The 25,672-nt window shown below is 66.0% G+C and carries 23 protein-coding genes and 4 pseudogenes; 14 read left to right on the top strand and 13 right to left on the bottom strand.

Features of this window, described 5'->3' with window-relative positions; genetic code table 11:
* Positions 1-112: 112 nt before the first annotated feature.
* Positions 113-199 (top strand): annotated as a pseudogene (locus FRANEAN1_RS42175) (hypothetical protein); the annotation flags it as partial.
* A 54-nt stretch (positions 200-253) separates the two neighbouring features.
* On the opposite strand, the gene FRANEAN1_RS15255 reads toward FRANEAN1_RS42175, so the two are convergent.
* From FRANEAN1_RS15255 to FRANEAN1_RS15205, 11 genes are all read right to left on the bottom strand, one after another.
* The gene (locus FRANEAN1_RS15255) at positions 254-1,003 is read right to left on the bottom strand and encodes an enoyl-CoA hydratase family protein (protein WP_020460692.1); all 750 of its coding nucleotides are present in this window, start codon (positions 1,001-1,003) and stop codon (positions 254-256) included.
* 91 nt (positions 1,004-1,094) lie between these two features.
* Complete coding sequence (locus FRANEAN1_RS15250) at positions 1,095-2,354, bottom strand: CoA transferase (RefSeq protein WP_020460691.1); 1,260 nt, start codon at positions 2,352-2,354, stop codon at positions 1,095-1,097.
* Positions 2,351-3,169 (bottom strand): fumarylacetoacetate hydrolase family protein, encoded by an 819-nt coding sequence (locus FRANEAN1_RS15245; protein WP_020460690.1) that lies wholly within the window; start codon positions 3,167-3,169, stop codon positions 2,351-2,353. Before FRANEAN1_RS15245 ends, FRANEAN1_RS15250 begins: the two co-directional genes overlap by 4 nt.
* 247 nt (positions 3,170-3,416) lie before the next feature.
* Entirely contained in the window at positions 3,417-4,181 is a 765-nt protein-coding gene (locus FRANEAN1_RS37155) for an aldolase/citrate lyase family protein (protein ID WP_020460689.1), read from the bottom strand.
* Positions 4,182-4,293: 112 nt separating this feature from the next.
* Positions 4,294-5,118, bottom strand: coding sequence for an enoyl-CoA hydratase/isomerase family protein (locus FRANEAN1_RS15235; RefSeq protein ID WP_020460688.1), 825 nt, complete (start codon positions 5,116-5,118; stop codon positions 4,294-4,296).
* A 67-nt stretch (positions 5,119-5,185) separates the two neighbouring features.
* Positions 5,186-6,385: an amidohydrolase family protein gene (locus tag FRANEAN1_RS15230; RefSeq protein ID WP_020460687.1), complete on the bottom strand. Its 1,200-nt coding sequence runs from the start codon at positions 6,383-6,385 to the stop codon at positions 5,186-5,188.
* Positions 6,386-6,518: 133 nt separating this feature from the next.
* A complete protein-coding gene (locus FRANEAN1_RS15225) occupies positions 6,519-7,223 on the bottom strand; it encodes a hypothetical protein (protein ID WP_020460686.1) in 705 nt (234 codons plus the stop codon).
* 20 nt (positions 7,224-7,243) lie between these two features.
* Complete coding sequence (locus FRANEAN1_RS15220; RefSeq protein ID WP_020460685.1) at positions 7,244-7,963, bottom strand: Asp/Glu racemase; 720 nt, start codon at positions 7,961-7,963, stop codon at positions 7,244-7,246.
* 74 nt (positions 7,964-8,037) lie between these two features.
* Positions 8,038-8,883 carry an ABC transporter permease gene (locus FRANEAN1_RS15215; RefSeq protein WP_020460684.1) on the bottom strand — a complete coding sequence of 282 codons (846 nt, stop codon included), beginning with the start codon at positions 8,881-8,883 and terminating at the stop codon, positions 8,038-8,040.
* A 58-nt stretch (positions 8,884-8,941) separates the two neighbouring features.
* The gene (locus FRANEAN1_RS15210) at positions 8,942-9,691 is read right to left on the bottom strand and encodes an ATP-binding cassette domain-containing protein (protein WP_049795948.1); all 750 of its coding nucleotides are present in this window, start codon (positions 9,689-9,691) and stop codon (positions 8,942-8,944) included.
* An 83-nt stretch (positions 9,692-9,774) separates the two neighbouring features.
* Positions 9,775-10,041, bottom strand: coding sequence for a hypothetical protein (locus FRANEAN1_RS15205; RefSeq protein WP_157472651.1), 267 nt, complete (start codon positions 10,039-10,041; stop codon positions 9,775-9,777).
* 143 nt (positions 10,042-10,184) lie between these two features.
* On the opposite strand from FRANEAN1_RS15205, the gene FRANEAN1_RS15200 reads away from it, so the two are divergent.
* The 13 genes and pseudogenes from FRANEAN1_RS15200 (at position 10,185) to FRANEAN1_RS15140 (ending at position 23,992) form a co-directional block, all read left to right on the top strand.
* The gene (locus tag FRANEAN1_RS15200; RefSeq protein ID WP_020460681.1) at positions 10,185-10,628 is read left to right on the top strand and encodes a nuclear transport factor 2 family protein; all 444 of its coding nucleotides are present in this window, start codon (positions 10,185-10,187) and stop codon (positions 10,626-10,628) included.
* 47 nt (positions 10,629-10,675) lie between these two features.
* On the top strand, positions 10,676-11,479 hold the full coding sequence (locus FRANEAN1_RS15195) for an IclR family transcriptional regulator (protein WP_020460680.1): 804 nt from the start codon (positions 10,676-10,678) through the stop codon (positions 11,477-11,479).
* An 896-nt stretch (positions 11,480-12,375) separates the two neighbouring features.
* Entirely contained in the window at positions 12,376-12,561 is a 186-nt protein-coding gene (locus FRANEAN1_RS43430; RefSeq protein WP_347177150.1) for a hypothetical protein, read from the top strand.
* Between the two features lie 238 nt (positions 12,562-12,799).
* Positions 12,800-14,338, top strand: a complete 1,539-nt coding sequence (locus FRANEAN1_RS15185; RefSeq protein WP_347177149.1) for an aldehyde dehydrogenase (NADP(+)) — start codon at positions 12,800-12,802, stop codon at positions 14,336-14,338.
* 127 nt (positions 14,339-14,465) lie between these two features.
* Positions 14,466-15,554, top strand: a complete 1,089-nt coding sequence (locus FRANEAN1_RS15180; RefSeq protein WP_020460677.1) for an ABC transporter substrate-binding protein — start codon at positions 14,466-14,468, stop codon at positions 15,552-15,554.
* A 227-nt stretch (positions 15,555-15,781) separates the two neighbouring features.
* Positions 15,782-16,039, top strand: coding sequence for a hypothetical protein (locus FRANEAN1_RS15175; protein ID WP_020460676.1), 258 nt, complete (start codon positions 15,782-15,784; stop codon positions 16,037-16,039).
* Positions 16,040-16,070: 31 nt separating this feature from the next.
* Complete coding sequence (locus tag FRANEAN1_RS15170) at positions 16,071-17,612, top strand: CoA-acylating methylmalonate-semialdehyde dehydrogenase (RefSeq protein WP_049795671.1); 1,542 nt, start codon at positions 16,071-16,073, stop codon at positions 17,610-17,612.
* A 300-nt stretch (positions 17,613-17,912) separates the two neighbouring features.
* A complete protein-coding gene (gene iolD, locus FRANEAN1_RS15165) occupies positions 17,913-19,781 on the top strand; it encodes a 3D-(3,5/4)-trihydroxycyclohexane-1,2-dione acylhydrolase (decyclizing) (RefSeq protein WP_041255931.1) in 1,869 nt (622 codons plus the stop codon).
* A gap of 89 nt (positions 19,782-19,870) precedes the next feature.
* Positions 19,871-20,415: pseudogene (locus FRANEAN1_RS41065) on the top strand (transposase); the annotation flags it as partial.
* Positions 20,392-20,739 carry a TetR family transcriptional regulator C-terminal domain-containing protein gene (locus FRANEAN1_RS41060; RefSeq protein ID WP_347177232.1) on the top strand — a complete coding sequence of 116 codons (348 nt, stop codon included), beginning with the start codon at positions 20,392-20,394 and terminating at the stop codon, positions 20,737-20,739. The pseudogene FRANEAN1_RS41065 and the gene FRANEAN1_RS41060, both read left to right, overlap by 24 nt.
* A 398-nt stretch (positions 20,740-21,137) precedes the next feature.
* On the top strand, positions 21,138-22,199 hold the full coding sequence (locus tag FRANEAN1_RS15150; RefSeq protein ID WP_347177148.1) for an ABC transporter substrate-binding protein: 1,062 nt from the start codon (positions 21,138-21,140) through the stop codon (positions 22,197-22,199).
* Positions 22,200-22,689: 490 nt separating this feature from the next.
* Positions 22,690-23,130 (top strand): YdeI/OmpD-associated family protein, encoded by a 441-nt coding sequence (locus tag FRANEAN1_RS38840; protein WP_157472650.1) that lies wholly within the window; start codon positions 22,690-22,692, stop codon positions 23,128-23,130.
* Between the two features lie 77 nt (positions 23,131-23,207).
* A pseudogene (locus tag FRANEAN1_RS15140) lies at positions 23,208-23,992 on the top strand (transposase).
* Between the two features lie 52 nt (positions 23,993-24,044).
* On the opposite strand, the gene FRANEAN1_RS43425 reads toward FRANEAN1_RS15140, so the two are convergent.
* Both FRANEAN1_RS43425 and FRANEAN1_RS43420 read right to left on the bottom strand, forming a co-directional pair.
* Positions 24,045-24,545 (bottom strand): hypothetical protein, encoded by a 501-nt coding sequence (locus tag FRANEAN1_RS43425; RefSeq protein ID WP_020460667.1) that lies wholly within the window; start codon positions 24,543-24,545, stop codon positions 24,045-24,047.
* Between the two features lie 505 nt (positions 24,546-25,050).
* Positions 25,051-25,443, bottom strand: a pseudogene (locus FRANEAN1_RS43420) (toll/interleukin-1 receptor domain-containing protein); the annotation flags it as partial.
* Positions 25,444-25,672 lie beyond the last annotated feature (229 nt).

The raw sequence follows: 25,672 nt of genomic DNA, 5'->3' as shown, positions 1-25,672 counted from the left end.
GGAGATCCACCTGCTCGTCCAGGCGATGGCACCCGAACTGTTGGCGCTGGTCGGCGTCGGGCCGATCAGCGCCGTGCAGGTCCTTGTCAGCTGATCGCACCCAGGGCGGTTCCGTTCCGACACGGCGTTCGCCGCCTTCGTCAGCGCCGCCCCAATCCCCGCCTCGTCCGGCCTCACCACCCGCCACCGACTCAGCCGAGCCGGGAACCGCCCGAATGGGAGGTACACGGCGGCTGCGGCGCACGAACGACCGTCACGCAGGCAAAGCCCAACGCGGCTGCCGCCGCTCCAGGAACGCGGCCATCCCCTCCTGCGCCTCCGCAGAGGCGAAGAGACGCGCAGACTGCTGCTGCAACGTTACAGCGCGGGCATCGAACGCATCTAGGACACCTCGAGTGGTCAACGGCTTGGTCTCAGCGAGCCCCTGCGGCGAGCAGACCCGGATCGCCTCCAGCATCCGCTCAAGTTCGGCGTCCACGTCCTGTGTTGCCACAGTGACCAGCCCTGTGGCCGCAGCCGTCGTCGCGTCGAAGGTCTCGCCTGTCAGGCAGTACCGGGCAGCCGCACGTTCCGACATCCGGCTCAGTGTCGTCAGCGCGATGATCGCCGGCGCGACGCCGATGCGGACCTCGGTGAAGGCGAACGTCGTCCTCGGCCCCGCCACGGCGATGTCGCACGCTCCCACCAACCCGATGCCCGCGGCGCGAACATGCCCGTCGATACGCCCCAGCACCGGCTTGGGTAGCTCGACCACTTGGCGCAGGAGGTCACGAAACCGTTCCGTACTCCGCACCGGGACGCCCTCGGCCAGGTCGCCCCCGGCGCAGAAGGTCGAACCCGTGTGGGTGAGGACGACGCACCGGATGTCGTCCGCCTCGGCAGCTGTAGTCAGGTGGGTGGACAACTCCTGCATGAGCTGGACCGACAATGCATTGCGGTTGCAGGGCGAGTCGAGCGTGATGACGGCGCACCCCCGCTCGACGGCGTAACGGACGAGTGTCATGGCTTCTCCCTTCGGCTGGTGGTGTGGTTCGCGTCGTGCTCGCCATGTCGCCTGTCTCGGTCATGCATTCCTCGTGCTGGCGGCCGACAGGTCAGCCTGTCCGACGCGCGTCCTCGAGATCCTCCGCTCGACCGGGGAGTTCGGTGACGGTTCCGGCGTCACCTAGCCGGTCGACCTGCTCGTGCTCGAGTCCCCCCACGGCCACCAGGACGTCGCGTGTGTTCTCGCCCAGCCGAGGAGGCGGGTTCCCCGCGACGGGGAGCACACGGTCGATCACGATGGCGCTCGTCGGCAGGTGAACCCTGCCGCGCGTCGGGTGGTCCACTGGTTGGACCATGTCCGTCGCGGCCAGTACGTCGTCCAGATTGTTAACCTTCGTCACCGGGACCCGGCGTGCCTTCAGCGCGTTGATCCAGGTGTCCATGGGTGCCGTGGCGAGCACGCCCTCGATCAGCTCGTGTAGTGCCCCGCGGTTGCGGACCCGAGAGGCGTTGTCCTTGAAGCGGTCGTCGGCCAGAAGCGACTCGAGACCGAGCACGGAGCACAGCGACGTCCACTGACCGGGCGTGCCGCCGCCGAGGGCCAGCCATCCCTCATCGGTCATGAACAGCTCGTAGGGTGCGATGTTCGCGTGAATACTGCCGGCTGTCCGGTGGGGCACCGTGCCGTCCACCAGGTAGTTACCGAGCAGATTGGGCATGGACGCGAGCGCCGCGTCGTACATGTTGACGTCCACCCGGTGCCCTTCGGGGGCGGTGCGACGCTCACGCTGGCCGCAGAGCACGGCGACGATGCCGATGCAGGCGTTGTAGGCTGCGGTTACGTCGAAAATCGGGAAGGGCACCTTGACAGGCGGGCCGTCGGGTTCACCCATGAGACCCATCAGTCCCGTCGCCGCCTGCATGATGAAGTCGAAGGCGGGCTCGGTGCTGCCTCGCGGGTAGCCGGCGATCACGCTGTAGACGATGTCTGGCTTGATCGCTCTGATGTCCTCCTCGGAAATGCGTAACGCCTCCTCCGACCGCGCCAGCATGTTGTGAATGAAGACGTCACTGCGCGCCACGAGCCTCGTCAACACCGCCCGGCCCTCTTCGGTCTTCAGGTCGAGAGCCACGCTGAGCTTGTTGCGGTTGACCGCAAGGAAGTACCCGTTGTCCGGTCCCGCCTCGGCCGACCAGGCTCGGATGCCGTCACCCTTCCCGGACTCCTCCACCTTGATCACCATGGCACCAAGGTCACCCAGGATCATGGTGCACAACGGACCGGACACGTAGCTCGTGAGATCGAGGACGGTCACCCCTGCGAGGGGTCCGTACGGCGCCTCCGAGCCGTTCGAGCGGCCGGCGGTCATCGGAGCACCGCGGTGCCGTGCGCGATCCCTCGCACCTGCTCGGAGTCGGTGGGCATCGCGCCCGCGTAGTCCGGCACCGGAGGCCCCACGACGATGTGGTTGGTCAGCCGGCCGAGGCCCTCTACCTCCACCGTGACACGGTCGCCGATGCTCACCGGACGCGAGTTGGCCGGTGTCCCCGACAAGATAAGATCGCCCGGTTCCAGGGTGATCAGTCGAGCCAGGTCGGCCACGAGGTAGTGCATGTCCCAGATCATGCCGTCCGTCGTGTCCGCTTGGACCACATCGTCGTTGACGATCGTTCGGATGGACTTTCCCCGGAAGTCCCAGTCTGTGACGAGACCCGGACCGACGGACCCCAGTGTGTCCGATCCCTTCACCCGGAGCATGGAGCCGGCGTCGGTGTCCCGGAAGTCGTGCAGCCCGAAGTCGTTGGCGATCGTGTACCCGGCAATGTACTTCGCGGCGGATTGCGGCGGCACGTGGCGTGCCGTCCGCCCGATGACGATGCCGATCTCTCCCTCGTAGTTGAGATAGTTGCAGTTCTTGGGCATCACGACCGCCCCGCCGTGGCTGTTCAAGCAGGACGTCGGCTTGTGGAAATACGTGGGTGCCGTTGTGCCCGCATGGCCGAACTCGTCACGGCGGCTCGCGTAGTTGAGATGCACACAGATGATCTTCGTGGGCGCGCACGGGGGAAGGTGGACGGCCGTGGCGGCGGCCACCCGGCGGCCGTCACCGAGGACGAGCTCATCGGCCTCACGCGTCACCGTGGTGACGACGCCGTCCAGAAGTATTCGCCGCGTTTCCGGCATTGCCGCTCCTAGCTACGGGTAGTGGGCGTCCGAGACGAGATTGTTTGCCCCAGACGTGGGGGGTTCAGCGTGCTGAGACGGAGCTGTTCGCCGCGTCCTCTCAGAGGGCGCTGACGTCTTCGGGGACCACGACGGCGGTCTCCAGCGAGGACCGGTCGTCCGTCGAGGTTCCCGATTCTCGGGTTGCTTCTCCTCGCTCCAGACGGGCCAGCCGCCATTGGTGCCCGAGGCGGCGGCGCGACGGGCATCAGGTCTTCCGCGTTCCGAAGGCGCGCTCGAACGCACCGGTCAGGAGCTTGGTTCCGTTGTGAACAACGAACTGGCTGCTGGTCGAGCCGGTCGCCTCCTCCAGCAACCACTTGCCTGCACGTTGCGCCTGCGGCGCGACGCTGCGGGCGAGCTCCTGTACCCGAGGATCACCGACCGCGCCCGGCATCTCCATCGACGCGGTGAGGTCAGCGGTCCCCACGAAGAGCGCGTCGATGCCGTCGACGCTGGCGATCCCGTAGGCGTCCTCAACACCCTCGACCGTCTCCACCATGGCGATCAACAGAGTCCGCTCGCGGGCGTCGGCAACTGTCCGCGCGGCCGACCACCGACCGTAGTGCGCCGCGGGCGTGCTGGTTGACAGGCCCCGAGCACCGCCGGGCGGGTATGTTGCCAGGGCAACGAGACGCTCGGCGTCGGCCCTGGAGCCCACTCTCGGGAACATCAAACCGGCCGCGCCCAGATCGAGGATGCGGGAGATACCGGACGGGTCGTGGGCATGTGTCCGAACGAGGACGTCGCAGCCGTGGGCCGCTGCCAGCGCGATGTGCTGTTGCAGCTGCACGTAGTCCGCGGGCCCGTGCTCGAGGTCGGCGACGAAGAAGTCGACTCGGCAACGCGCCGCGATCTCGAGCTCGAGGGTGAAGGGTAAGGGGAAAATGATGCCTTGCATTCGCTCGCCATCAGCGAGGCGGCACCGTAGCGACCGGGAGGTCGAGCGCGCGGGCACGATGGACTCCGTCATCTCCGCTCCCTTATGTGATGGGCTCGCGCCAGGGGTGGACCGCTCCGTCATCGGCCGGTGCAGGCCGCTCACCTGGGCGTTTAAAATCAGGACACCGACATGACGAAGCCGGCTAGCTAATCGCCTGTGAGGCCCCCGGTGAGGCGTCCACCGCACCCTTACGCGACGCAAGGAATCCGGTGACGTCGTTGAAAGAGTTCCGGGCGACGTCCTGCCTTGTCCGGACGAGCAGATCGATGCTCATGGTGTCGGTCAAAGGCCGGCCTTCGTTCAGGTGACGCGCCATCTTGGCGTGGATCAGCGGCTCCCGTTGCCGGCTCGCCACCTGGGCGGCGACCTCCTCCGTCTCGGCGGGCAGCCGATCCAGCGGTACCGATCGAGAAACCAGACCCAGCGACATCGCCTCCCGTCCGAGGAGCTCGCGACCGGTGAGCTGTATGTCGAAGGCGACCTTGGTCGGGACGGCGAAATGGGCCGCGGCGGCCGCGGCGGCACCGAAACTCCCCCGCGCCGTGTCCGGCAGGATGAACCGCGCGGTGTCCGAGGCGACCGCTAGGTCGTGGGCCACAACCAGGGCGATCCCGCCGCCGGCGCACACGCCCTGAACGGAGGCGATCGTGATGCAGGTGTGCTCACGCAGCAGCCGCATCGCCCTCGACAGGAGTCCGGTGTCGGACCATGCCACCTCCCCGGTGTCCCACCTGTGCACCCAGTCCTTGAGATCGTGCAGGTCCATTCCCGCGCAGAACACCGTCCCCGCGCCCTGGGTTACGATGACCCGGATTGTCGGGGAGCCCAGATACGACTCCAGGACACTGACATACTCACTCAGCAGCTCGGTGTCCAGCGCGTTCCGCTTCTCAGGTCGGTTGAGCGTGATACACACGATGCCCGCGGCCTCGTCCTCGTCTACAACCAGTTTCACCCACGAGCTCACGAAACTCTCCTCCCCTGTCGGGCCGCGAATCCCCAACTTCCACGAGCCCTGCCATCGAGTTGAAGCATCACCACTCCGCCGGCGGCTCGGGCTGCCCGCCCCGCCACGGATCGGAGTCGTGGACGACACCCTTGTTGACGGCGAACAGCGGCTCCAGTCGCCTGACCTCGAGCTCCGCCCCAGAGGCGTCCGGCAGCGAGTCCACGTGGTCGAGATGCTCCATGACGGTCACGAACGCCGGCCTGCCCACCGTGATCGCGCCGTAGCCCTCGTCCCGCAGCCCGAGGAACTCAGCGGCGCGGAGCGTCGTTGCCGCGACCACGTCCTGAATCGGCATCCCCAGGGTGACCATCTTGGCCATGACGGTCGGGAGATCGAAGGCCGGACCGAACTGGTTGCCGTTGCTGAGGTCCGAACCCAGGAAATCGGGGACGAAGCCTTCGTCGAGCGCGATACGGGCCACCCCGTGGTCGAACTGGGTGCGGCCGTGACCGATGTCGAACAGCACGCCCCGTTCACGGGCCTCCCAGGCCGCGGGTCGCACCGAGCCGTTCTCGACAATGCCTCCCTCGAGCCCGGTGAAGGCGTGGGTGACGACGTCTCCGGGGGCAAGCCGCGCCAGGATGTCGTCGGTGCTGATGTCCGTCTTGCTGATGTGGACCATCAGTGGCAGGCCCGCCAGGCCGGCGATCTCGCGGGCCAGGTCCAGAGACTTCGCCGGCTCCAACGCGATGTTCCGGGACAGCCGCACCTTGAAGCCGCGGATGATCGAAGGGTTCGCCTTGGCGGCGTTCACCGCGTCGTCCACATGGATGACCGAGATGTCCTGTAACTCGCCGTGCCGCTTGTCCGTCACTCCGAGCACCGAGACGTTGAGGAACGCCAGTACGCGGAACTCGTTGTCGCCCACCGCGAAGCGGCGGAAGCCACGGAAGTTGGAGGCTCCTGACGTTCCCGTGTCGACACAACCGACCACGCCACGACGCAGGGTCGCGTCGTAGGACGACATGCCAATGGTCATGGCCATTCCCTCGAAGCAGTGGACGTGCACGTCCAGCAGCCCCGGCGTCACAACGCGATCGGTACAGTCGATCTCCCGCGTTCCCACACCGTCGACGTGCGGCGCCACGGTGGCCACCCGTCCGTCGGTGATGGCGATGTCCAAGACGGTCGGGGCCGGCGCGATTGTGGTGTCGAACACCCGTCCGCCGCGTAGGACGAGGTCGTAGCGCACCGACTTGTCCGTGTTGTGAGTCTTGGTCGTCATCGCTAGCACACGTCCTTTCTCAGGTGTTCGTCGGAACGGGCTTCACCGGCTGCCAGCCGGTGACTCGAACTCGGTCGGGTCGACTCGCGGGTGGTGGACTCGGGCCGGGGCGTTCGCGCATGTCGTGATCGGCCTACGGCACAGCGAATCGGGGCGTGCTGCGTGACATGCGGTCGAGGGTGACCTCCAGGAGGGCGTGGACGCTCCACACGACGGGCGATCTCGTCCACTGCGAGAGGCCGCCGACGACATCAGGGAAGACCTGACCGCCCCATTGGACGATGACGTCGGGACCTGAGGCCGCGCAGGCCCGGTAGGCTCCGACAACCCGCTGAGATGTCGCCAACGCTTCGACGAGAGGCTCGTCCGCACCGATACCGACCTGCAGGGACGCCTCGCGCAGCACCCGGACAAACTGTTCGTGCACCCACGGGTCGACAGGAGCGACGAGGGCAAGGTTCCGCAGCCACGGGCGCACCAGCAACCACTCGACCACCGCCCCGCTCACGGTGACGACAGGGACCTGGGCATGCGCGGACAGGGAATGCTCGATGTCACGCAGACCGGCCAGACCGGAGCCCAAGCCCGCGCTCTCGATGGCCACCACCACGGCCTGCGGCTCCGTCGTCATGACACTGTCCAGACCGGCCACCAACGGGTCGAGGTGCTCGCCACCGTGGTCCTGCGACCCGGGTCGGGCCGGGTCCGAGACCCGCGCGGTGGTGAGGGTGACACCAGGCGGCAGCGCCGACCACAGGGCGGACTCGATTGTGCGGTGGGACGCCTCGATCAGCACACCAACCCGTCGGACGTCATCGCCGGACCGTATCCCTGTCATCCCCGTCACCCGTCCCGAGCTCAGTGGTCTCGCCATAACCGTCCCCCGCGCAGCTGGTCTGATCGTCCACAGCTGCGAAGAGCAGCCCACAGCCCGGTCGCGTTGGAAGAGAGCACGGGGATGTCGAGCCAAGCCTCGGCCGGATCCAGGAGGTCAACGATCCCCAGGTTCGCCCCGACTTGCACGATGGCCTGCGGACCTGTCTCCGCCAGCCGGAGGAGGCACGCCACCAGGTCCTCGACAGGAGTTCGCGGAATGCCTCGGATCGAGTCGTCGGGCAGGCCGCTGATGCCGGTCAGATCGAAACCAGACTCGACGAAGAAGCGTTCCACCTGACCATCGTCCAATCGCTGGTAGGGGTTGAGGATCCCCACCCGCTCCACCCCCATCTCGCGCAGGGCGGTCACGATGGCGTGCGATGCGGCGATGAGCTCGATGTCGGTACGGCGCTGGAGATCCTCGACTAGAGCCTTGGAGCCCCCGGCACCTCCGTAGAACACCGACACCATGCCCAGCACGATCCGGTCAGGCCGACACTCCTCCAGTCGCGACAGGCTCTGGGCCATACCGCCGGTCACCTGACCGTAGAGCGTCGCGAAGCCGTCATCGTCGGACACCTCTGTCTGCGTCACATGGATTCGCTCCAGGTGGACGTGCACTCCCGCAGGGGCCAGATCGTGCCATTCCCTCTCGATGACCGTGTTCAATGACGGGACCATCACTCCCACATGGATCGTCAACGTTGAGTCCTTCGGAGTCGGATGCGTGCAGGAACTGAACCGCCGGACGGACGAGTGCCACGACGAGTACGCCCTCAGACGCCCACGACGGCGTCGTCGTCGCGGAGCCAGAACACGACGCGGCTCTTCACGAAGGTCACGATGCGGTGCAGGACGAGTCCCATGACCGAGAGGACGACGAGCACGGCGACGGTGGTGGTCGCGTCCAAAGTGGCCTGACTGGCCTGGATCAGATAGCCGAGTCCAGCCTCGGCGCCCACGAACTCCCCGACGATGGCGCCGATCACGCTGAAGACAATGGAGATCTCGAGCCCGGCGAATATGTAGGGCAGGGCTCGCGGCAACCGCACGTAACGGAAGATCTGCCATTCAGTGGCCTGGAGAGCTCGCATGAGGTCGAGCTGGTCCTGCTCGACGGACTTCAGCCCGGTGATCGTGTTGACGAGCACGGGGAACAGAGTCAGGAGGCCTGCCATGAGCATCTTCGAGGCCTCGCCGAAGCCCATCCACGTGATGATGATCGGTGCAAGTGCGATCTTCGGGATGGTCTGGAACGCCACGATGAACGGGTAGAAGGTGCGCTCGACGAACCGCCACCGCGTGATGATCACCGCCAAGCTGATCGCCAGCAGCGATCCGAGGCTGAAACCGACCAACACCTCCTTCATAGTCACCCATCCGTTGGAGAGAAGGGAGCCGTCACCTAAGCCCTCGATGAGAGACCTCAGGACTGGAAGAGGCGCCGGAAACAGGTACGGTTCGACCTCGAAATACGCGATGGCGAAGTGCCACAGGGCGATGGCCACCACCACCGTAGCGAACATCGTCAAAAAGTCGATCGGTCGCTGGCTGAACCGGCGGCGTGGAGGAACCTGCTTGCGTTCCACGGAACCGACCACTGTTGCCACATCCTGGGCCATCGTCTGACCTTCCGATTTGTTCGACGTGATGAGCTGGTTCGCAGCCGATATCAGAGGCTCAGTGAGCAGTGGTCTCAGCGTTGAGCAACGCACGTGCACGCTGGACGTACGCCCCAAACTCGGGGGTATTAATCATTTCGTTGCGGCGAGGGCGGGGCAGATTGATGTCGATGATCTCGGCGATCTCCCCGGGAGACTTGGACATGACGACCACCCGGTCAGCCAACAAGATCGCCTCGGGAATGCTGTGCGTCACGAAGACCACGGTCTTCGACCGCTCGTTCCAGATGCGCATCAGCTCGAACGACATCTGGTCCCGAGTCAACGCATCAAGGGCACCGAACGGCTCGTCCATCAGCAGGACGTCCGGGTCGTGGACGAGTGCCCGCGCGATGCTGACCCGCTGCTGCATCCCACCCGACAACTCGTGCGGGTAGTGCTCGCCGTACTTTCCTAGACCGACAATACCGAGTAGCTGCTCGACGGGGGCGTGACGGTTGACACGTCCCTTCTTGGCGCCTTTGAGGACCTCCAGTGGAAGGCTGACGTTCTTGCTGACGTTCCTCCAGGGCAGCAGGACGGGCTGTTGGAACACCAGCCCGACGTCGGCGGAAGGTCCGGTGACCTCGGAACTTCCCAGCGACACCTTTCCGGACGAGGGACGCACCAGACCAGCGATGATCTTAAGTAGCGTGCTCTTGCCGCATCCGCTCGGTCCGATGATGGTCACGAATTCTTGCGGGCCGATGTCCAGCGATACGTCCTTCAGTGCCAGGACGTTCTCCCCGCGACGCGCCGGATAGGTCATGTTCACATGCTGCAAGGTCGCTGCCGACACGTTGGCGTTCGTCGCCCCTCGGGTCTCGACCCTGAGCGGGCCTAAGTCCGTCGTCATCGGTGGTGGACTCCTTTACTCCGGTCGGCGCCGCGGATCTCCGCGGTCATCCCCTGGCCGGCTCGAGCCGGACCAGAGTGGTCGTCGCTGGCCCACAGGGCAAGCGTGGGCTGGTCCACGGCGGCGATCTCGCCGTCGGTGGGCGTTTTGTCCACTCCACCCTCCAGAGCCCACGTATGCCACGGCTCGACGTCGGCATACCGGATCCCGAACGCCAGGTCGTCGACGGACGGCCACACGGCCCGCGGGCTGGCAGCTTCCACCGTGCTTACCCCCACGTACACAGCCCCCTTCGACTCCATGGACCCGGTCGGTCCATATGCTGACCGTTGGATCAAAATATTGACCACGGCCAGATTAGTAGCTATCGTCACACCTGTCCATAGGAACCAGGAAGGACGCCTTGATGACGATCTCCGCCGCGGACCTCGAGTCCCGCGTTCGGTCGTACATGGACGCGTGCACGTCCGGCGACCCAGACGCCGTCGCGACCCACCTAAGCTCCGATGCGGTGCACTACTTCCCGCCCGACATGTACGACGGGCCCTGGCGCGGAGGTCGGTACATCGCCGAGCGCTGGGCAGAACTTGTCCGCACAGGGCAGTCCGCCTGGACCGTCGATGCGATCGCGGTCGACCCCGGCCGCAGGTCTGCCGTCAGCGAGTGGACGCACTTCAAGCAGGCAGCCAAAGTCACGCTCCGCGGGACCGAGTGGTATGAATTCGATGAGGATGGTTTCATCACCGAGATCCGCGCCTACTACGCTTCACCGCAGGACAGGTCCCTGGATCGACTCGAACTCGGCGGCTTCGACTATGCCGGGCGTGGCTACCCGCAGCGACCGGCCTGAGTCATGTCCGGTGAGACCAACTCATCAGCACCCTCGGCGGAGGTTTGATGACCGACAGCACGGAGTCCCGCCATTCCCGCTCGCCGGCTTTGACTCGCGCCGCCGCTATCCTGTCGCTGCTCGCCGAGCACCCGAAGCGACCCTTGGGACCCAGCGACCTGAGTCGACTCACCGGGGTGCCGAAGTCAACAGTCCTCAACTTGTGCGCAGCGATGGTGGACGAGCGCCTACTCCGACGCGGGAGCGGCGGCTACCAGCTGGGGGACCGACTCGCCGAGCTCGGCAACTCGTACCTCAAGAGCGTCACCGAGGTCGAGGAGTTCTATGAACTGTGCCGCAGCACCTATTCGGATGTACCTCAAACCGTGCAGCTAGGGGTACTCGGCAGCGGCCTGTCCGTGGTCTACCTCGCCCGTCATGACGGGCGAGACCCGCTCAACCTCGGCTTGGTCTCCGAGATCGGCCGATCGGTCCCGGCCTACTGCACGGCCAGCGGCAAGGCTCTGCTCGCAGCGGTGAGCGACCCGGACCTTCAGGCGAGGCTGCCGGCGGATGGACGGTTGGAGCCGACGACGACTCACTCCATCCAATCAGTCGACCGTCTCCGGGAGGAGCTGGAAGCGACGCGCGGCCGGGGCTACGCGATCGAGAGCGGCGAGATTGTCGAAGGCCTGCGCTGCTTCGGCATGGCGGTGCGAACGCCCCGGCGCAGCGACGGGCTCATCGGCGTGAGCTTCACTTTTACGGAGAGGTCCGCGCCAGCCAGCCTGTCGGCCGTTGTCGCCGAACTCCACAGTTTCGCGGAAGCGTTCGCCGATCGAATCGGCAGCAAGGTCGTGTCCTGGAACTGAACTCGCCTCTCGTCGGGTGAAGGTTGTGGCGCCGGGGACGCACCTCGCCCATGGCGAGGTCACCGTCGAGGTCGAAACCAATCGGCTCGCATCGCGTGCGATGGTGCGAGTTGGTCCATGAGTAGGTCCCCGAGACGGGACCTGGCGCGACAGCAAGATCGTGATCCTGAACCTGCCGACCGACAATCCCATCGCAGACGACGCACCCCCACGGCGGCCGACCACCCGCACTCGCAGGGCAGGGCCATTTCGTAGTCGACAGACCAAGTTGATCATTTTTGGCCTCGGCCGATGCATGGCCTGACCTGGACGGATACCGGCGACACGTCGGAGGTAGATGCACGGCAGGCACGAGCCCTTGCCGATCATGGAGTTCTCGACGCTTCATGTTCGCCAGGGAAGGCCGTGCCCGCCGGTGCCATCATCTCCCCTCGCCGCCGTGGTCGACGAGCTTGCCGCGCAGGTTCCGGACAGGATCAGCCAGCCGCGTCTGGTCACTGAAGGTGACCAGATGGCGTTGCTGGAAGCTCTCGCGCAGGTACCGGACCTACGGCGACGACGCGGAGTGCGTCACCCCTTCGCCGCGCTCCTGGCGATCGCGGTGTGCGCCATGCTCACGGCCGGATCGAGACAGACACGCGCGCTCAAAGCCGTCACTGTCCCGGCCGGGCTCGGGTTTCCCCACGCCGCCCAGGCCATCCAGCTCACTCGCACCTCCCGCCCGATCAACAAGAACACGAAGAAGACCGAGGGCAAGCGCCGCCAGCGACGTGAGACCGTCTACGCGATCTGCACCCTGCCCGCCCACGACGCCCTACCGGCCGAACTCGCCACTTGGATCCGAGGCCACTGGTCCATCGAGGTCCGCCTGCGCTGGGTCCGTGACGTCACACTGGGTGAAGATCTCCACCAGGCTCGTACCTGGCAGCGGACCCCAGGTCGTGGCCACTCTCCGCAACCTGATGATCAGCCTGTTCCGGTTCGCCGGCTTCACCAACATCGCCCGAGCCCTACGCCACCACGCCCGCCATCCCGACCAGGCCATCACCCTCGCGACCAGCACAAACACGACCTTGCAATGACCCTGACTTGCAGAGGCAAATCGAGGTGGTCAGCATATTGACCAAATATTTAGCATATTGACCGACGTGGCGGAATCGGCTACCTTCAGCCCTGTCATCGGGCGAATCTGATCGACGCCTCAAGGGGCGTTTGGAACGTCCCGGCCCGCGATTGAACACCGCTGAGCAGCGAAGACGATGGCCGAGCACTCGCCGCACGTGAAGGGCGCGCGTCGATGACTTGTCTGTCAATGGCAGGGTGCTCTGGTGCCGAAGGGAGCGTGTGAGCGTGAGCGATGTGTGGAGTCTCGACCCGCGAACCGGACGGCGGGTCCAGTTGGTTGCCGCCTCGACATCGGTCTCGGGCGTTGACGCGGCTGCCAAAGCTGCAAAGGGCGCGGCTGGCGAACTTGTCCGTTCGGGTCGCGCGACGCGGGCACTGCTGCTGCGCCGAATCGCCGCGGTCGTTGAGGAGCGGGCCGACAAGTTGTTGGAGGTCGCTGACCGGGAAACCGCCCTGGGTTCCCCCCGGTTGCCCGGGGAGCTGGCGCGTACGGCGGGACAGCTACACCTGTTCGCCGACATCGTCGAAGACGGCTCCTACCAGGAGGCGGTGATCACGGATGCGCGCACGGACGTGGAACCGCCTGTTCCGGATCTGCGACGGCTACTCGTCCCGTTGGGGCCGGTTGCGGTCTTCGGAGCCAGCAACTTCCCCTTCGCGTTCTCGGTGCTCGGCGGCGACACGGCGGCGGCGCTCGCCGCAGGTTGTCCCGTCGTGGTCAAGTGCCACCCGGGGCACCCGGAGACGTCGGTGCTGATGCTCGAGGCGTGGCGTCAGGCCGCTGCTGAAACTGGTGTTCGCGAGGATGCGGTGCAGTTGGTGTTCGGTACCGATGCCGGGCGCCAGCTCGTCGAGCACCCGCATATCCGAGCGGTCAGCTTCACCGGCTCGCTGGCGGTCGGGCGCGAACTGCACGACCTGGCCGCCGGACGGCCGGATCCAATACCGTTCTACGGCGAGCTCGCCGGGATGAATCCGCTGATCGTCACGCCCGGTGCGGCCCAGCAGCGGGCCGAGGAGATCGGCCGGGGAGCGGCAGCATCGTTCACCTTGAACGGCGGCCAGTTCTGCACGAAGCCAGGGCTGTTGTTCGTGCCTGCCGGACCGGACGGTGACCGGCTGATCGCCGCTGCAGCAGCATACGTCACCAAGATGATGCCTGTGGTGATGTTGACCGCGCAGACGCGACGCGCCTACCAGGCCGGACTCGAGGCATTGCTATCCCACCCTCGTGTTACGGCAGTGGCGCGGGTCGCTGACCCCGCCGGCGGGACATTGGACCCCGACTACGAGGGTAGCTGCCTGGCCACGCCCGCGCTCCTGGAGCTGTCGTCGAGTGATCTCGACCGGTCGGTGCTGCAAGAGTGCTTCGGCCCGGTCGCGGTCGTCGCCCGGTACGAGTCGACGTCAAGGATGATCGACGGTCTTGCCGACCTGGAGGGGGCGCTCGCGGCGGCCGTGCACAGCACCAAGGATGAGACAGAGCTGACCGCTGCGATCACTGAGGCGGTGCTCCCCAAGGTCGGCCGCATCGTCTACAACGGTTATCCCACGGGAGTCGCGGTCACGGCAGCCATGACTCACGGTGGACCCTGGCCCGCGACCAGCAACGCGCTACACAGCTCGGTCGGCCCATCGGCGATTCGGCGGTTCCTCCGGCCCGTCACCTATCAGAACGCACCCCAGGGCATCGTCCCTGAAGAACTCCGCGGCCGGATCGGTAGCAGGAGGTGACGAAACGGCCGAACCCCGACCGGGACTCCCTCCGAGCCCGTACCCCAGCGACACCGCACGCCGAGGATCGAACTGGGCGGGTCATGACCATCCCTCTCCCGCAGGACCGACAACTGTGGAGATTCCCATGAGGCACCGCAAGAAGATCGCGTTAGCGGCGTTAGTCGCCGTGTCCGTCATGATGCTCGCTGCCTGCGGGTCGGGCACTGGATCCGAGGCGGACGGCGAGTCGAAATCGATAACTTTCATGCTGCCCACCCCGTCGTGGGACGTGTCCCTAGCGGCTTTCGCCGTGGCGCAGGCGAAGGGGTACTTCGCAGAGGAGAACCTCAACGTGAAGTACGTCCTGACCAAAAGCAGCCAGCTCGCGGCCACGACCGTCGCTCAGGACACCGACTCCGTCGGGCTGGTCAGCCCAGAGCCCGTTATGATCGCAGCTCAAACAGGTAAAGGTCTGGGGCTGGAGTACTTCTATAACTTCTTCCGTCGGCCGATCTACAATCTGGCGGTCCTAGCAGACAGCGAGATAAAGGACCTCCACGGCCTCCAGGGCAGGAAGGTCGGCGTTCAGAGCCTATCCGCGGTTGGCGTCTACTACGTCAAGGCCTACCTAGCCGAGGCCGGGCTCGCCCCTGACACCGTGACGCTCATCCCGACCGGTAGTGGGACGCAGGCACTCACGGCACTGGAGGGCAAGCAGGTCGATGCCATGCTGGTCAACGACGTCTGGCCGGCGCAGTGGAGGAACGCCGGGGTCGAGACCCGCAGCATCTCGACGACGAGCCAACTGTCGGTCGTCCAGCACGGGCTGCTGACGAGAGCGGAGAATCTGAGGAATAACCCTGACACGTATGCGGCGCTCGGGCGCGCCGTCGCCAAGGCTACGTTGTTCACCCTCGAAAACCCCGAGGCGGCCATCACCATGATGTGGAAGGCACAGCCCGAGACGAAGCCGACCGGAATCGATGACACGGAGGCCATGAGGCAGAGTCTCATGATTCTCAACGCCCGGATCCCGAACCTGGAGCTTGGTGCCGGCGAGACGATGTGGGGCCAGTACCCGGACCGTGCCTTCGCCGACTCCGTCAAGTTCGCGACCGACAGCGGCCTGATCACCAAGGATATCGACCCGAACGTCTTGTCCACAAACGACCTAGTGGTGAAGATCAACGACTTCGATGCGGCTGCGGTCACGGCTGACGCGGACAGCAGTTGAGACGAGTCATCGCGGAGCGAGAAACCGGCTACTTCGACAGGCCGACCCTCATGTACGCCGGTACAACCTGCGGCGCCCCGGCCGGGCGGACAGCCGAAGACACGACCGAGGCGCCGGTCGTCCTACCGGGCTCCGGGGCTGCCACATCCGCATTGCCGGTCTGACCTGAGCCGAGACACGGGCAATGGCTTCGACCGGCCTAGTCGTGGCAACCGAACGATCGGCCTGTGAAGGGAGCCGGCTCCTGGGGCATCTTCGTCTCGGGCGACGCGTTCAACCACGCGGCCCGTGAGATCACGCACCTGACAGATGCCGGGATGAGCGTTTTTGACGCCATCGAAGCCAGGACCGCCAACGGCCTGGATGCCTTTGGGTCGCAGGCACCACCGGCGGGCCGTCTAAGAAAAGGCTTCGGCACGGACGTCGTCGCGCTCAACACCGACCCGCTCGACGATCCGAAGTGTGTGGCTCGCCCGATCGCGTGACCCAGGTATGGCAGGCGGGCCGCTGAGTCAAATGGCGCAGCCCACGGTATTATTCGAAAGGAACACCTCATTGTCCGACGTCACCATCAGACACTGGGTTGATGGCCAGCCGTTCAACGGCACCGGCACACGATGGGCCGAGGTCACCAATCCGGCCACGGGCCACGTGACCGGCCGAGTGGCACTCGCGTCGAGCAAGGACGCCGATCACGTCATCGCAGTGGCGGCGCGAGCCGCCGGGTCGTGGAGTCGTACCTCCCTGGCCCAGCGCACACGGATCCTGTTCGCCTTCCGTGAGCTGCTCGACTCCCGCCGGGACGAACTCGCCGCCATCATCACGGCGGAGCATGGCAAGCTGCCCTCGGACGCCCTCGGGGAGATCGCCCGTGGTCAGGAGGTCGTCGAGTTCGCCTGCGGCGTGTCGCACCTACTCAAGGGCGGGCACTCCGAGTCCGTCTCGACCGGTGTCGACGTCCATTCCAAGCGTGACCCCCTGGGCGTCGTCGGCATCATCTCGCCGTTCAACTTCCCCGCCATGGTGCCGATGTGGTTCTTCCCACTCGCCATCGCCACCGGCAACACAGTCGTCCTGAAGCCAAGTGAGAAGGACCCGACGGCCGCGCTCTGGATCGCCGACCTCTGGAAGCAAGCCGGATTACCGGACGGGATCTTCAACGTGCTGCAGGGGGACAAGGAGGCTGTCGACGCGCTCATCGAGAGCCCGGTCGTGCAGTCCATTAGCTTCGTTGGGTCCACCCCCGTCGCCCAGTACGTCTACGAGGCATCATCTAGGCACGGCAAGCGCGTGCAGGCGCTCGGCGGTGCTAAGAACCACATGATCGTCCTTCCTGACGCAGATCTCGACTTGGCGGCCGACGCCGCGGTGAACGCGGGTTACGGCAGCGCCGGCCAGCGCTGCATGGCCGTTAGCGTCCTCGTGGCCGTGGGCGAGATCGCCGACGACCTCGTGGCCAGGATCGCCGATCGGACGAGGACACTGGTCGTCGGCGACGGCGCCGAAGCCGACATGGGGCCGCTGATCACCCGCGCTCACCGTGACCGGGTCGCCTCCTTCGTCGACGCCGGCGAGCAGGACGGGGCAGCTATCGAGGTCGACGGCAGGGATGTGCAAAAGGGCGGCATCCAGGATGGGTTCTGGCTCGGTCCTACGCTGTTGGATCACGTCACACCTGCCATGAAAGTCTACCAGGAGGAGATCTTCGGCCCCGTCCTCTGCGTCGTCCGAGTAAACACGTACGACGAGGCTGTTGTGCTGGTCAATGGGAATCCCTACGGCAACGGGGCAGCATTGTTCACCAACGACGGCGGTGCCGCGCGGCGCTTCGAGGCAGACGTGCAGGTCGGGATGATCGGAGTGAACATCCCTGTCCCGGTTCCCGTCGCCTACTACTCCTTCGGAGGGTGGAAACAGTCGCTGATGGGAGACACCCACGCACACGGAACAGAGGGGGTCCAGTTCTTCACCCGCGGCAAGGTGGTGACCACGCGGTGGATCGATCCGGCGAACAGGCCACAGGGCGGGCTGGAGCTCGGCTTCCCGCGCAATGTGTGACGCACCCGGACTCGCGCCGGCTCATCCCGGTGACGGCCGACGCCGACCGGACTCCGGGCGCGCGGTCCGGTCCCCGGACGCGTCGCGTTGTGTACGGGTTGATCACGGCGACGCCGGCGCGGCTCCGACCGTTGCGGCCGACACTCTGCTGGCAGCCGCGGCGGCGGTCCCCGACAGTGGTACCGCGGTCGGGACGAAGTAAACGACGGCATGGGCGGCCAGCCCCGCGTCCACGGCCCCGACGAACGGCTGATCGACGTGCTGGCCGCGGTCCCCACCCCTGCTCCTCGGGAGGCACCGATGAGACTCACCATGGCACAGGCGCTCGTGCGCTTCCTTGCCAACCAGTACTCCGAGCGAGACGGCGTAGAGCAGCGGCTCGTCCCCGGCATGTGGGGCATCTTCGGCCACGGCAACGTCGCCGGCCTCGGGCAGGCGTTGTTACAGGCCGTCCGCACCGGCGAAGCGGATCTGCCGTACTACCTGGCCCGCAACGAGCAGGGCCAGGTCCACGCGGCCGCGGCGTTCGCCAAGATGCGCAACCGGCTGCAGGCCTTCGCGTGCACCGCGTCTACCGGCCCCGGTTCGACGAACATGATCACCGGCGCGGCGCTGGCGACCACCAACCGACTGCCCGTCCTGCTGCTGCCCAGCGACATGTTCGCGACCCGCTACCCGGATCCGGTGCTGCAACAGCTCGAGGACACCCGCGGCGGCGACGTGACCGTAAACGACGCTTTCCGCCCGGTGTCGAAGTACTTCGACCGCATCACCCGCCCCGAGCAAATGATCCCAGCCGCTCTCGCTGCGATGCGGGTGCTCACCGATCCGGTCGAGACCGGCGCAGTGACGCTCGCGCTGCCGCAGGACGTACAGGCCGAGGCCTACGACTGGCCGGAGGACTTCTTCCGCCGGCGCGTGTGGCATGTCAGACGTCCGGCCCCTGAGCCGGAGGCGCTCGCCAGGGCCGTCGAGCTGCTGCGAACTGCCAGGTCACCGCTGATCGTCGCCGGTGGCGGTGTCGTGTACTCCGAGGGCGAGCGGGAACTGCGGGCCTTCGCCGAGATGACCGGCATCCCGGTGGCGGACACACACGCAGGGAAGGGAGCGGTGCCGTGGGACCACCCGTGCGCGGTGGGTGGCATCGGCTCGACCGGCACCTCCGCGGCCAATGCACTCGCCGCCGGGGCAGATGTCGTGCTGGGTATCGGCACCCGCTACAGCGACTTTACCACCGCATCGCACACCGTCTTCAAGAACCCTGACGTCACGTTCGTGAACCTCAACGTTGCCCCGTTGGACGCAGCGAAGCACTCCGCGGAAATGCTGGTAGCGGACGCCAAACGCGGCATCGTGGCACTGCACAGGACCCTGCGCGGCTGGCAGGTCGGCGACGCCTACCGGTCCCGCACGCGGACCCTGGCCGACGACTGGAACCGCAGGGTCGATGCCTGCGTCACCCCCGGCCACGGCCCATATCCCGCCCAGACGGAGATCCTTGGCGCACTCAACAAGGCCCTCTGCGACCGGGACGTGGTGATCAACGCAGCCGGGTCGATGCCCGGTGACCTGCAGCTGCTGTGGCGGGCGAGGGACCCCAAGGCCTACAACGTTGAATACGCCTATTCCTGCATGGGATACGAGGTCGCCGCCGGAGTCGGGACGAAGATGGCCGCACCCGACCGTGACGTCGTCGTCCTGGTCGGCGATGGCTCCTACCTGATGATGGCGCAGGAAATCGTCACGATGGTCGCCGAGGGCCTCAAGGTGATCATCGTACTGGTGCAGAACCACGGATTCGCCTCGATCGGCTCACTGTCGGAATCCCTGGGATCACAGCGATTCGGCACATCGTACCGCTACCGCGACAAGTACTCCGGCCTGCTCGACGGCGCTTTGCTGCCGATCGACCTCGCGGCCAACGCGGCCAGCCTCGGCGCGACTGTGATCCGGGCCGCCACCGTCGTGGAGTTCACCACCGCGATCGCTGCGGCCAAAGCCAACACCACGACTACCGTCGTTCACGTCGAAACTGACCTTTTTGGCCCCAACCCGCCCAGCTCAGCCTGGTGGGACGTACCGGTCTGCGAGGTCTCCGAGCTGGAATCAACGCAGAAGGCCTACGAGACGTACTCTGCCGCCAAGAACACGCAGCGGCACTACCTGTAGAAGACAACCCTGTGGGGTGCCAGAAGTCGGCCTGGGCCTGTGACCTGGGGCGATGCGCCGGTACGGGGCTGTCGGCATGATGGTCGGCTATGTCCGTGCACCTGCTCTACCTGATCTTCGTACGGGTCTGTGGCTGGCTTGCCCTACTCGGCCGTTCGTCAGCCTCCAAGGACATTGAGTTGCTGGTGTTACGGCACGAGGTCGCCGTACTGCGTCGCACCTACCCCAAGCCCCGGTGGGACTGGGCGGACCGGGCGGTACTCGCCGCACTGATCCGACTTCTACCCAAGACGCTGCGAGCGCACCGACTGGTCACCCCCGGCACCGTTCTCCGGTGGCACAGCCGTCTGGTGACACGGAAGTGGACCTACCCCCACCGAACCGGACGACCACCGATCAGCCCGGAGATCGCGACCCTCGTCGAGCGGCTCGCGACCGAGAACACGGCATGGAGGGGTACCAGCGGATCCAGGGCGAGCTCCTCAAGCTCGGCCACAAGGTCGGCGCGACCACGATCCGCCGGATCCTGACGTCCCTCGGGCTGCCCCCAGCACCGAAACGCCAGACCGACACGACGTGGCGGCAGTTCCTGCGCACCCAGGCATCGATCATGCTGGCGGTCGACTTCTTCCACGCGGACCAACCTGGATTGATGCGCCTCTTTGTTGAATCCGCCGCCGCCGCCACGGACCCGTCACATCCGGCGCACGAGTTCTACGCACGACGCTACGAAGAGCTATCGTCCTACATCGTGTCTCGCCTGGCTGGACCAGTGGAGGCCGGACGGATCCGCGGAGACGTGCCACTCGAGGACGTTGCGCGCCTTCCGCTCGCTGTGATCGACGGTCTCCGGATGCAGTGGCTACTCAACCCGGCGGTCGACATGGCCAAACTCGCGGAGAGTTTTATCCGCCTGTACATCACGTCATCCACCCCGGACACCTTCCCACCCCGTTGACGGTTCGCAAACTTCCGAATTCGGACAAGCGACCCATCCGGCTCGGTGTCACTGACCCCGACCGGTGCAGTGCCTTGCTGGGATAGATGCACAGTTCGGGGCTTGTGTTGACCCGACCCCGTAGGACGCTAGTATGCATCCAACATTAGTTAGTTGATCTATACGAACCGCGCGTCCGGCTGCGGGGTGGCCCGCTGAAGCAAGTCGGGCTGTGACCGATCAGATGCCGCGCCTCGTTCGTGACTCCGTAGGGGAACTGCATGCAATTACGTCGACAGACAAGACTGGTGGCCGCGATGGCCACAGTGCTTGCGGCTACCACGGCCAGTTGCTCGACATCCGGCTCCAAAAACGAGGCAGCTTCCGCCTGTGAGAGCCCTGGGGTCGCCTCTGATCAGGTGAAGTTCGGTCTGCTCTTCTCCGACTCTGGGGCCGAAAACCAGGCACTGTCCTCAGCTCGCGCTGGGGTCGATGCTAGGATCGGCCTGGCAAACCAGGAAGGTGGAGTTAACGGCCGTCGCCTCGTCTACGAATGGCGCGACGACGCGACCTCATCGCAGAACGTCAAGGTTCAGGAATCGGCGTTCGGGGTCGTCGCCGTCACCACGTCGGCCAGCGGTTCGGTCGAGAGCCTGGGATTGGCGGGCATCCCGGTCGTGGGCCTCGCCGACACCAGCTGGAAGATCCACCCTAACATGTTCTCGTACTCCTATGAGACGTCACCGCAGAGCGTCGGCCGATATCTCCAGCTCAACGGCGGGACAAGGGTCGCTTTCGTCACCACCGGCTCGTCGGCCTCCGCTGTTCGCTACACCGAACGGTATGCGTCGGCCATGCAATCGATGGGCCTGACCGTGGTGGGAACAGCGTCGTACTCAAGCGGCGATAGCGCGGTTCGGGTGGCTCAACAGCTGGTCGGCTCCGGAGCCGACGCCTTAGTGGGTCTTACCACTCCGAACGACTTCGCCAGCATCATGCATGCGGCTCGCACCATAAACGCCAGTTTCGCCGCCACCGTCTCGCTCACCGGGTACGACCGCGGTGTACTGAGCACGCTGGGGGCGGACCTGGCTGGCGTCTCGTTCCCGGTGAACTTCCGCCCCTTCGAGACCGGCGGACCGGCCATCGACCACTATCGAAACGCGATCACACAGTTCGCTCCGGAACTGGTCATGCCCGAGCAGCAGTTCGCGATGTACGGGTACATCTACGCGGACCTGTTCATTCGTGGACTCGAGGAGGCTGGCGTCTGCCCCACCCGAGCGAGTTTCATCAGCGGGCTGCGCGCGGTGACCGGCTACGACGCGGGCGGTCTGATCGAGCCAGTCGACCTCGCCACCATCGTCGCCAAGCCACTCGAATGCAGCGCATTCGTCCAGGTCGATCCGACGGGCCGCGCCTTCCAGGTCACCCAGGAACGCCTCTGCGCCGACGGTACGAGAAGCTTAACGGAACCCTGAGCCGCCGAAAACGTGCACCTGAGGGCAGCGTGTGCCTCCGAACCTGGGCCTGTAAGAACAACGGCTCTGTCTCACATTGGGTGGTGACTGACAGTCAGTGCCGTCGGTGACTTCACGCTTGGCGAGATCGCGCGCAAAGCGGACCTTTGGGTCTCTGCCGCCGACAGCACCGGGACGCCGACGGATGTGCGATCTGCCTGGATTGAGATGATTCGCCCATTATCAGAACCAACCGCGTGTCGGCTACGCATCGTCACCACCGAATGTGAGACAGAGCCGCTAACTTGACAGTCCCTGCAGGGTCGCCGAATCGGTTCCCGGTCGAATGCTCGCCGTAGCAGTGACATAGTCGGGCGGTGGAGGCGGGGCGTGAGGCCTTGGCCTGCGCTCGGAGCAGCGCCGTCGGGAGAGGCGAATGGCTGGAACTGAAGCGGAGTCAGTCTCTGCTGGCGGGGGATCGTCGGGGGCGAGGCGTTTCACGGCGACCCTGATGGTGGACAGCCAGGGGCGGACGCATGTGCCGATCCCGTTCGATCCAGATCAGGTCTGGGGTCGTAAGCCACGTCACCACGTCGCTGGTGTGATCGAGGGGTGCCAGTTCCGGGGAGTCGTAGACAGCGGGGGCGAGGGGCGTGTCGTCGTCCTCGGGCCGGCGTGGAATCCTGCCGCGCTGTCTTCCCTGGAGCGGCGGGCCGAGGTGGTGATCGAGGCAGAGGGGCCGCAGCGGGCTGATCTCGCGCCTGACGTCGCGGCGGCGCTGGACGGTTCGCCTGCCGCGGGCACTTTCTTCGACTCGCTTGCCCAATTTTATCGCAAGAAGTATCTGAGCTGGATCGACGCGACGAAACGCCGTCCCGATCAGCGGCTGGTTCGCATCGCGGAGATGGTCCGTCTGCTCGAAGCGGGCCAGAAGGAACGGCCCAGGCCCTAATGGCCCGTCGACCGAAGCTAAAGGCTGTTTCGTAACCCGGGTGCCGGGCCCTGGGCTGCCTGGTGGATCATGTTGGGGTGCAGGTCATCTCCGCTGCTGACCCACAGTGGATCTTCCCGTTCGCCGGGTTGAATCCGACCCAGTTCCGCCGGCTGGTCCGTCTCGTCGCCCAGCGCGGCGGGGACCGGATCGCTGATGGTCGGCCGGGGCGGCCGTGGGCGCTGCCTCTGCCGGACCGGGTGCTGCTGGTCGCGGCGTACTGGCGCACGAACCTGACCCTGCGCCAGATCGCCCCCGCTGTTCGGGGTCTCCTACTCGGCCGCCTACCGGGTGATCGACACGATCGGTCGGTCCGCTGCTGGCCCTGGCCCCGGTGAAACGGCGCCCCCGGGACCAGATCGCGATCGTGGACGGCACGCTCATCCCGACCCGCGACCACACCCTGGCCGCCCCGTCGAAGAACTACCGGTACTCGACGAACCTGCAGGTCGCGATCGACGCGGACACCCGCCTCGTGATCGCCCTGGGTGACCCCCAGCCCGGAAACCGCAACGACACGATCGTCTACCAGACCAGCGGGATCAAAGACCGCCTCGCCGGACGACCTGTCATGGCCGACGGCGGCTACCAGGGCCACCCAGATGTGATCATGCCGTATCGGAAACCGGCCGACGGACAGCCGCTGCCAGAGTGGAAGGAGGAACTCAACCGGGTGCACCGCAAGGTCCGGGCCCGCGTCGAACACACCCTCGCCGGGATGAAGCCCTGGAAGATCCTGCGTGACTACCGCCGCCAGGCCCGCACCCTCGGGACCACCGCCGCCGGGATCGCCCATCTATACAACATCAGCCGGGCCGGCTGACCGGCCCCGCGGACCGGCCACCCCACGCCCAAACCGAGTTACGAAACAGCCTTTAGAAGCCCGCGTTCACCTCGGCGGTGGCGAGCGCCTTCTCGTTGGCCAGTTTGAAGCCAATCGCGGCCAGGACGGCTCCCGGCACGCCCCAGATCGCGACCAGGAACACGGTGCGCAGGACGACCGACTGCCCGGAGTCCGCTGTCTGGCTGCTCCAGAGTCCGACCGCCTCATGTACGCCAGCGTCCAGCCCGACACCGAGCAGGACGTATCCCGCGATGATCAGAAGCCGGCCGAACCGGTCGCGGGCGCCCCGTTTACGGGCGCCGCGCCAGAAGTAGCGGCCAATGGTGAAGACGATGACCCCCCAGAAGGCCAACGCCATACCGTCGGCGATCCTGACCGGCGGCCCGTCCCCCCGCAACGGGTCGAACCCGGACATGACGTGGAATGCGTCGGCGAGGCCATAGAGCGTCAGGCCGATGCCGCCCACGATCAACAGGACACCGACGACGCTGAACAGCACATTGGGCCGGTGCCGCATACCGGTGCCCGCCACCTCGGCACCTCCTTCCACCTGGATCATGATTGTCGGCAAACGCGCCAAGCACGACGGCCACAGGCCCGAAGTTCTTCGCGTTCACGTTCGGCCCAGCATGGAACGCATCGCCAGACCGGACATCAGTGCTAGCCCGGATCTTTCGCGCCCTTACGAGGGGGGACGCGGGCCGCTGTCGGCGGGTGAGGGTGTCGTCAAGCAGGGTTCGTGCTGCGGCGTGGTCGCCGAGTTCACCGAGGGTCCATCCGAGCCGGTCTGCGGTTCTGAGGGTGTCGGCGTGGTCGTGGCCGAGGGTCTGGTGTTGTTGAGCGAGTAGATCCTCAAGGCCCTGTCGATCATTCGGGACGGTGGCGGCGGCGGGTTCGGGTTCGTTGGTTGGGAAGGCCGGTTCGCGGGTCGGTGCGTTCGGCCGGTGTATGGGGAAGCTGGGTGGCGTGGTGGGTTTGGCGCGTCCAGTGAGTGCGTGGCGGACGTGGTCGAGAAGGTGTCCGCTGGCTTTGTCGGAGTCGTGGTGGAACAAGTCGATGGAGACGACGGCGCCGAGTAGCCCTGGTCGTGGGCAGTCTTCGACCCGTATGGGCAGGAGTTTGCGTTTGAAGCCGTGGGGGTCGGCGGCGTGGGCAGCTTGCCACTCTGCCTGTCCGTAGACCGAGGTCAGGTAGGCGTCGGAGAGCACGGCGACGGTGCGCTTGGCGTGTTGTACGCCTTGTTGCATGCGGATCTGCCAGTTTGTTCCGGCGACGAAGTCCCATGCTTGGACGAGCACCCGGTAGCCGGCTTCTTCGAGTTGCCAGGAGATCCACTCCGCCCATTCACGATCAGCTGCCGTGTAGGAGACGAAGAAGTTCCAGCCCGGATCGGAACCGGTCGTGCCGTCCGCGTTACCCCCGTCGGTCACCCAGCCAGTGTGCCACCGGCACGCACCGCATCAGACCGGCCCGAGACGGCATGCGACGCCGTCCGGATCTATGATGTGGGTCACGGTGTACTTTCGTTTACTCGACAAGGCTCCAGGGAGTGCGAGTGCCCGCCTCGTCCGCTTGTCGATCAGCCCGGACGTCGATCAGATCCGCGCTGCTGACCAAGGTGATCGACTCGTCGGAGCGTCTCACCGAGTGCGTCGAGCG

The sequence above is a fragment of the Parafrankia sp. EAN1pec genome, from assembly GCF_000018005.1.
Taxonomy (GTDB): domain Bacteria; phylum Actinomycetota; class Actinomycetes; order Frankiales; family Frankiaceae; genus Parafrankia; species Parafrankia soli.
The sequence above is the reverse complement of the archived record's forward strand: the minus strand, read 5'-3'. Positions and strand labels throughout refer to the sequence as shown.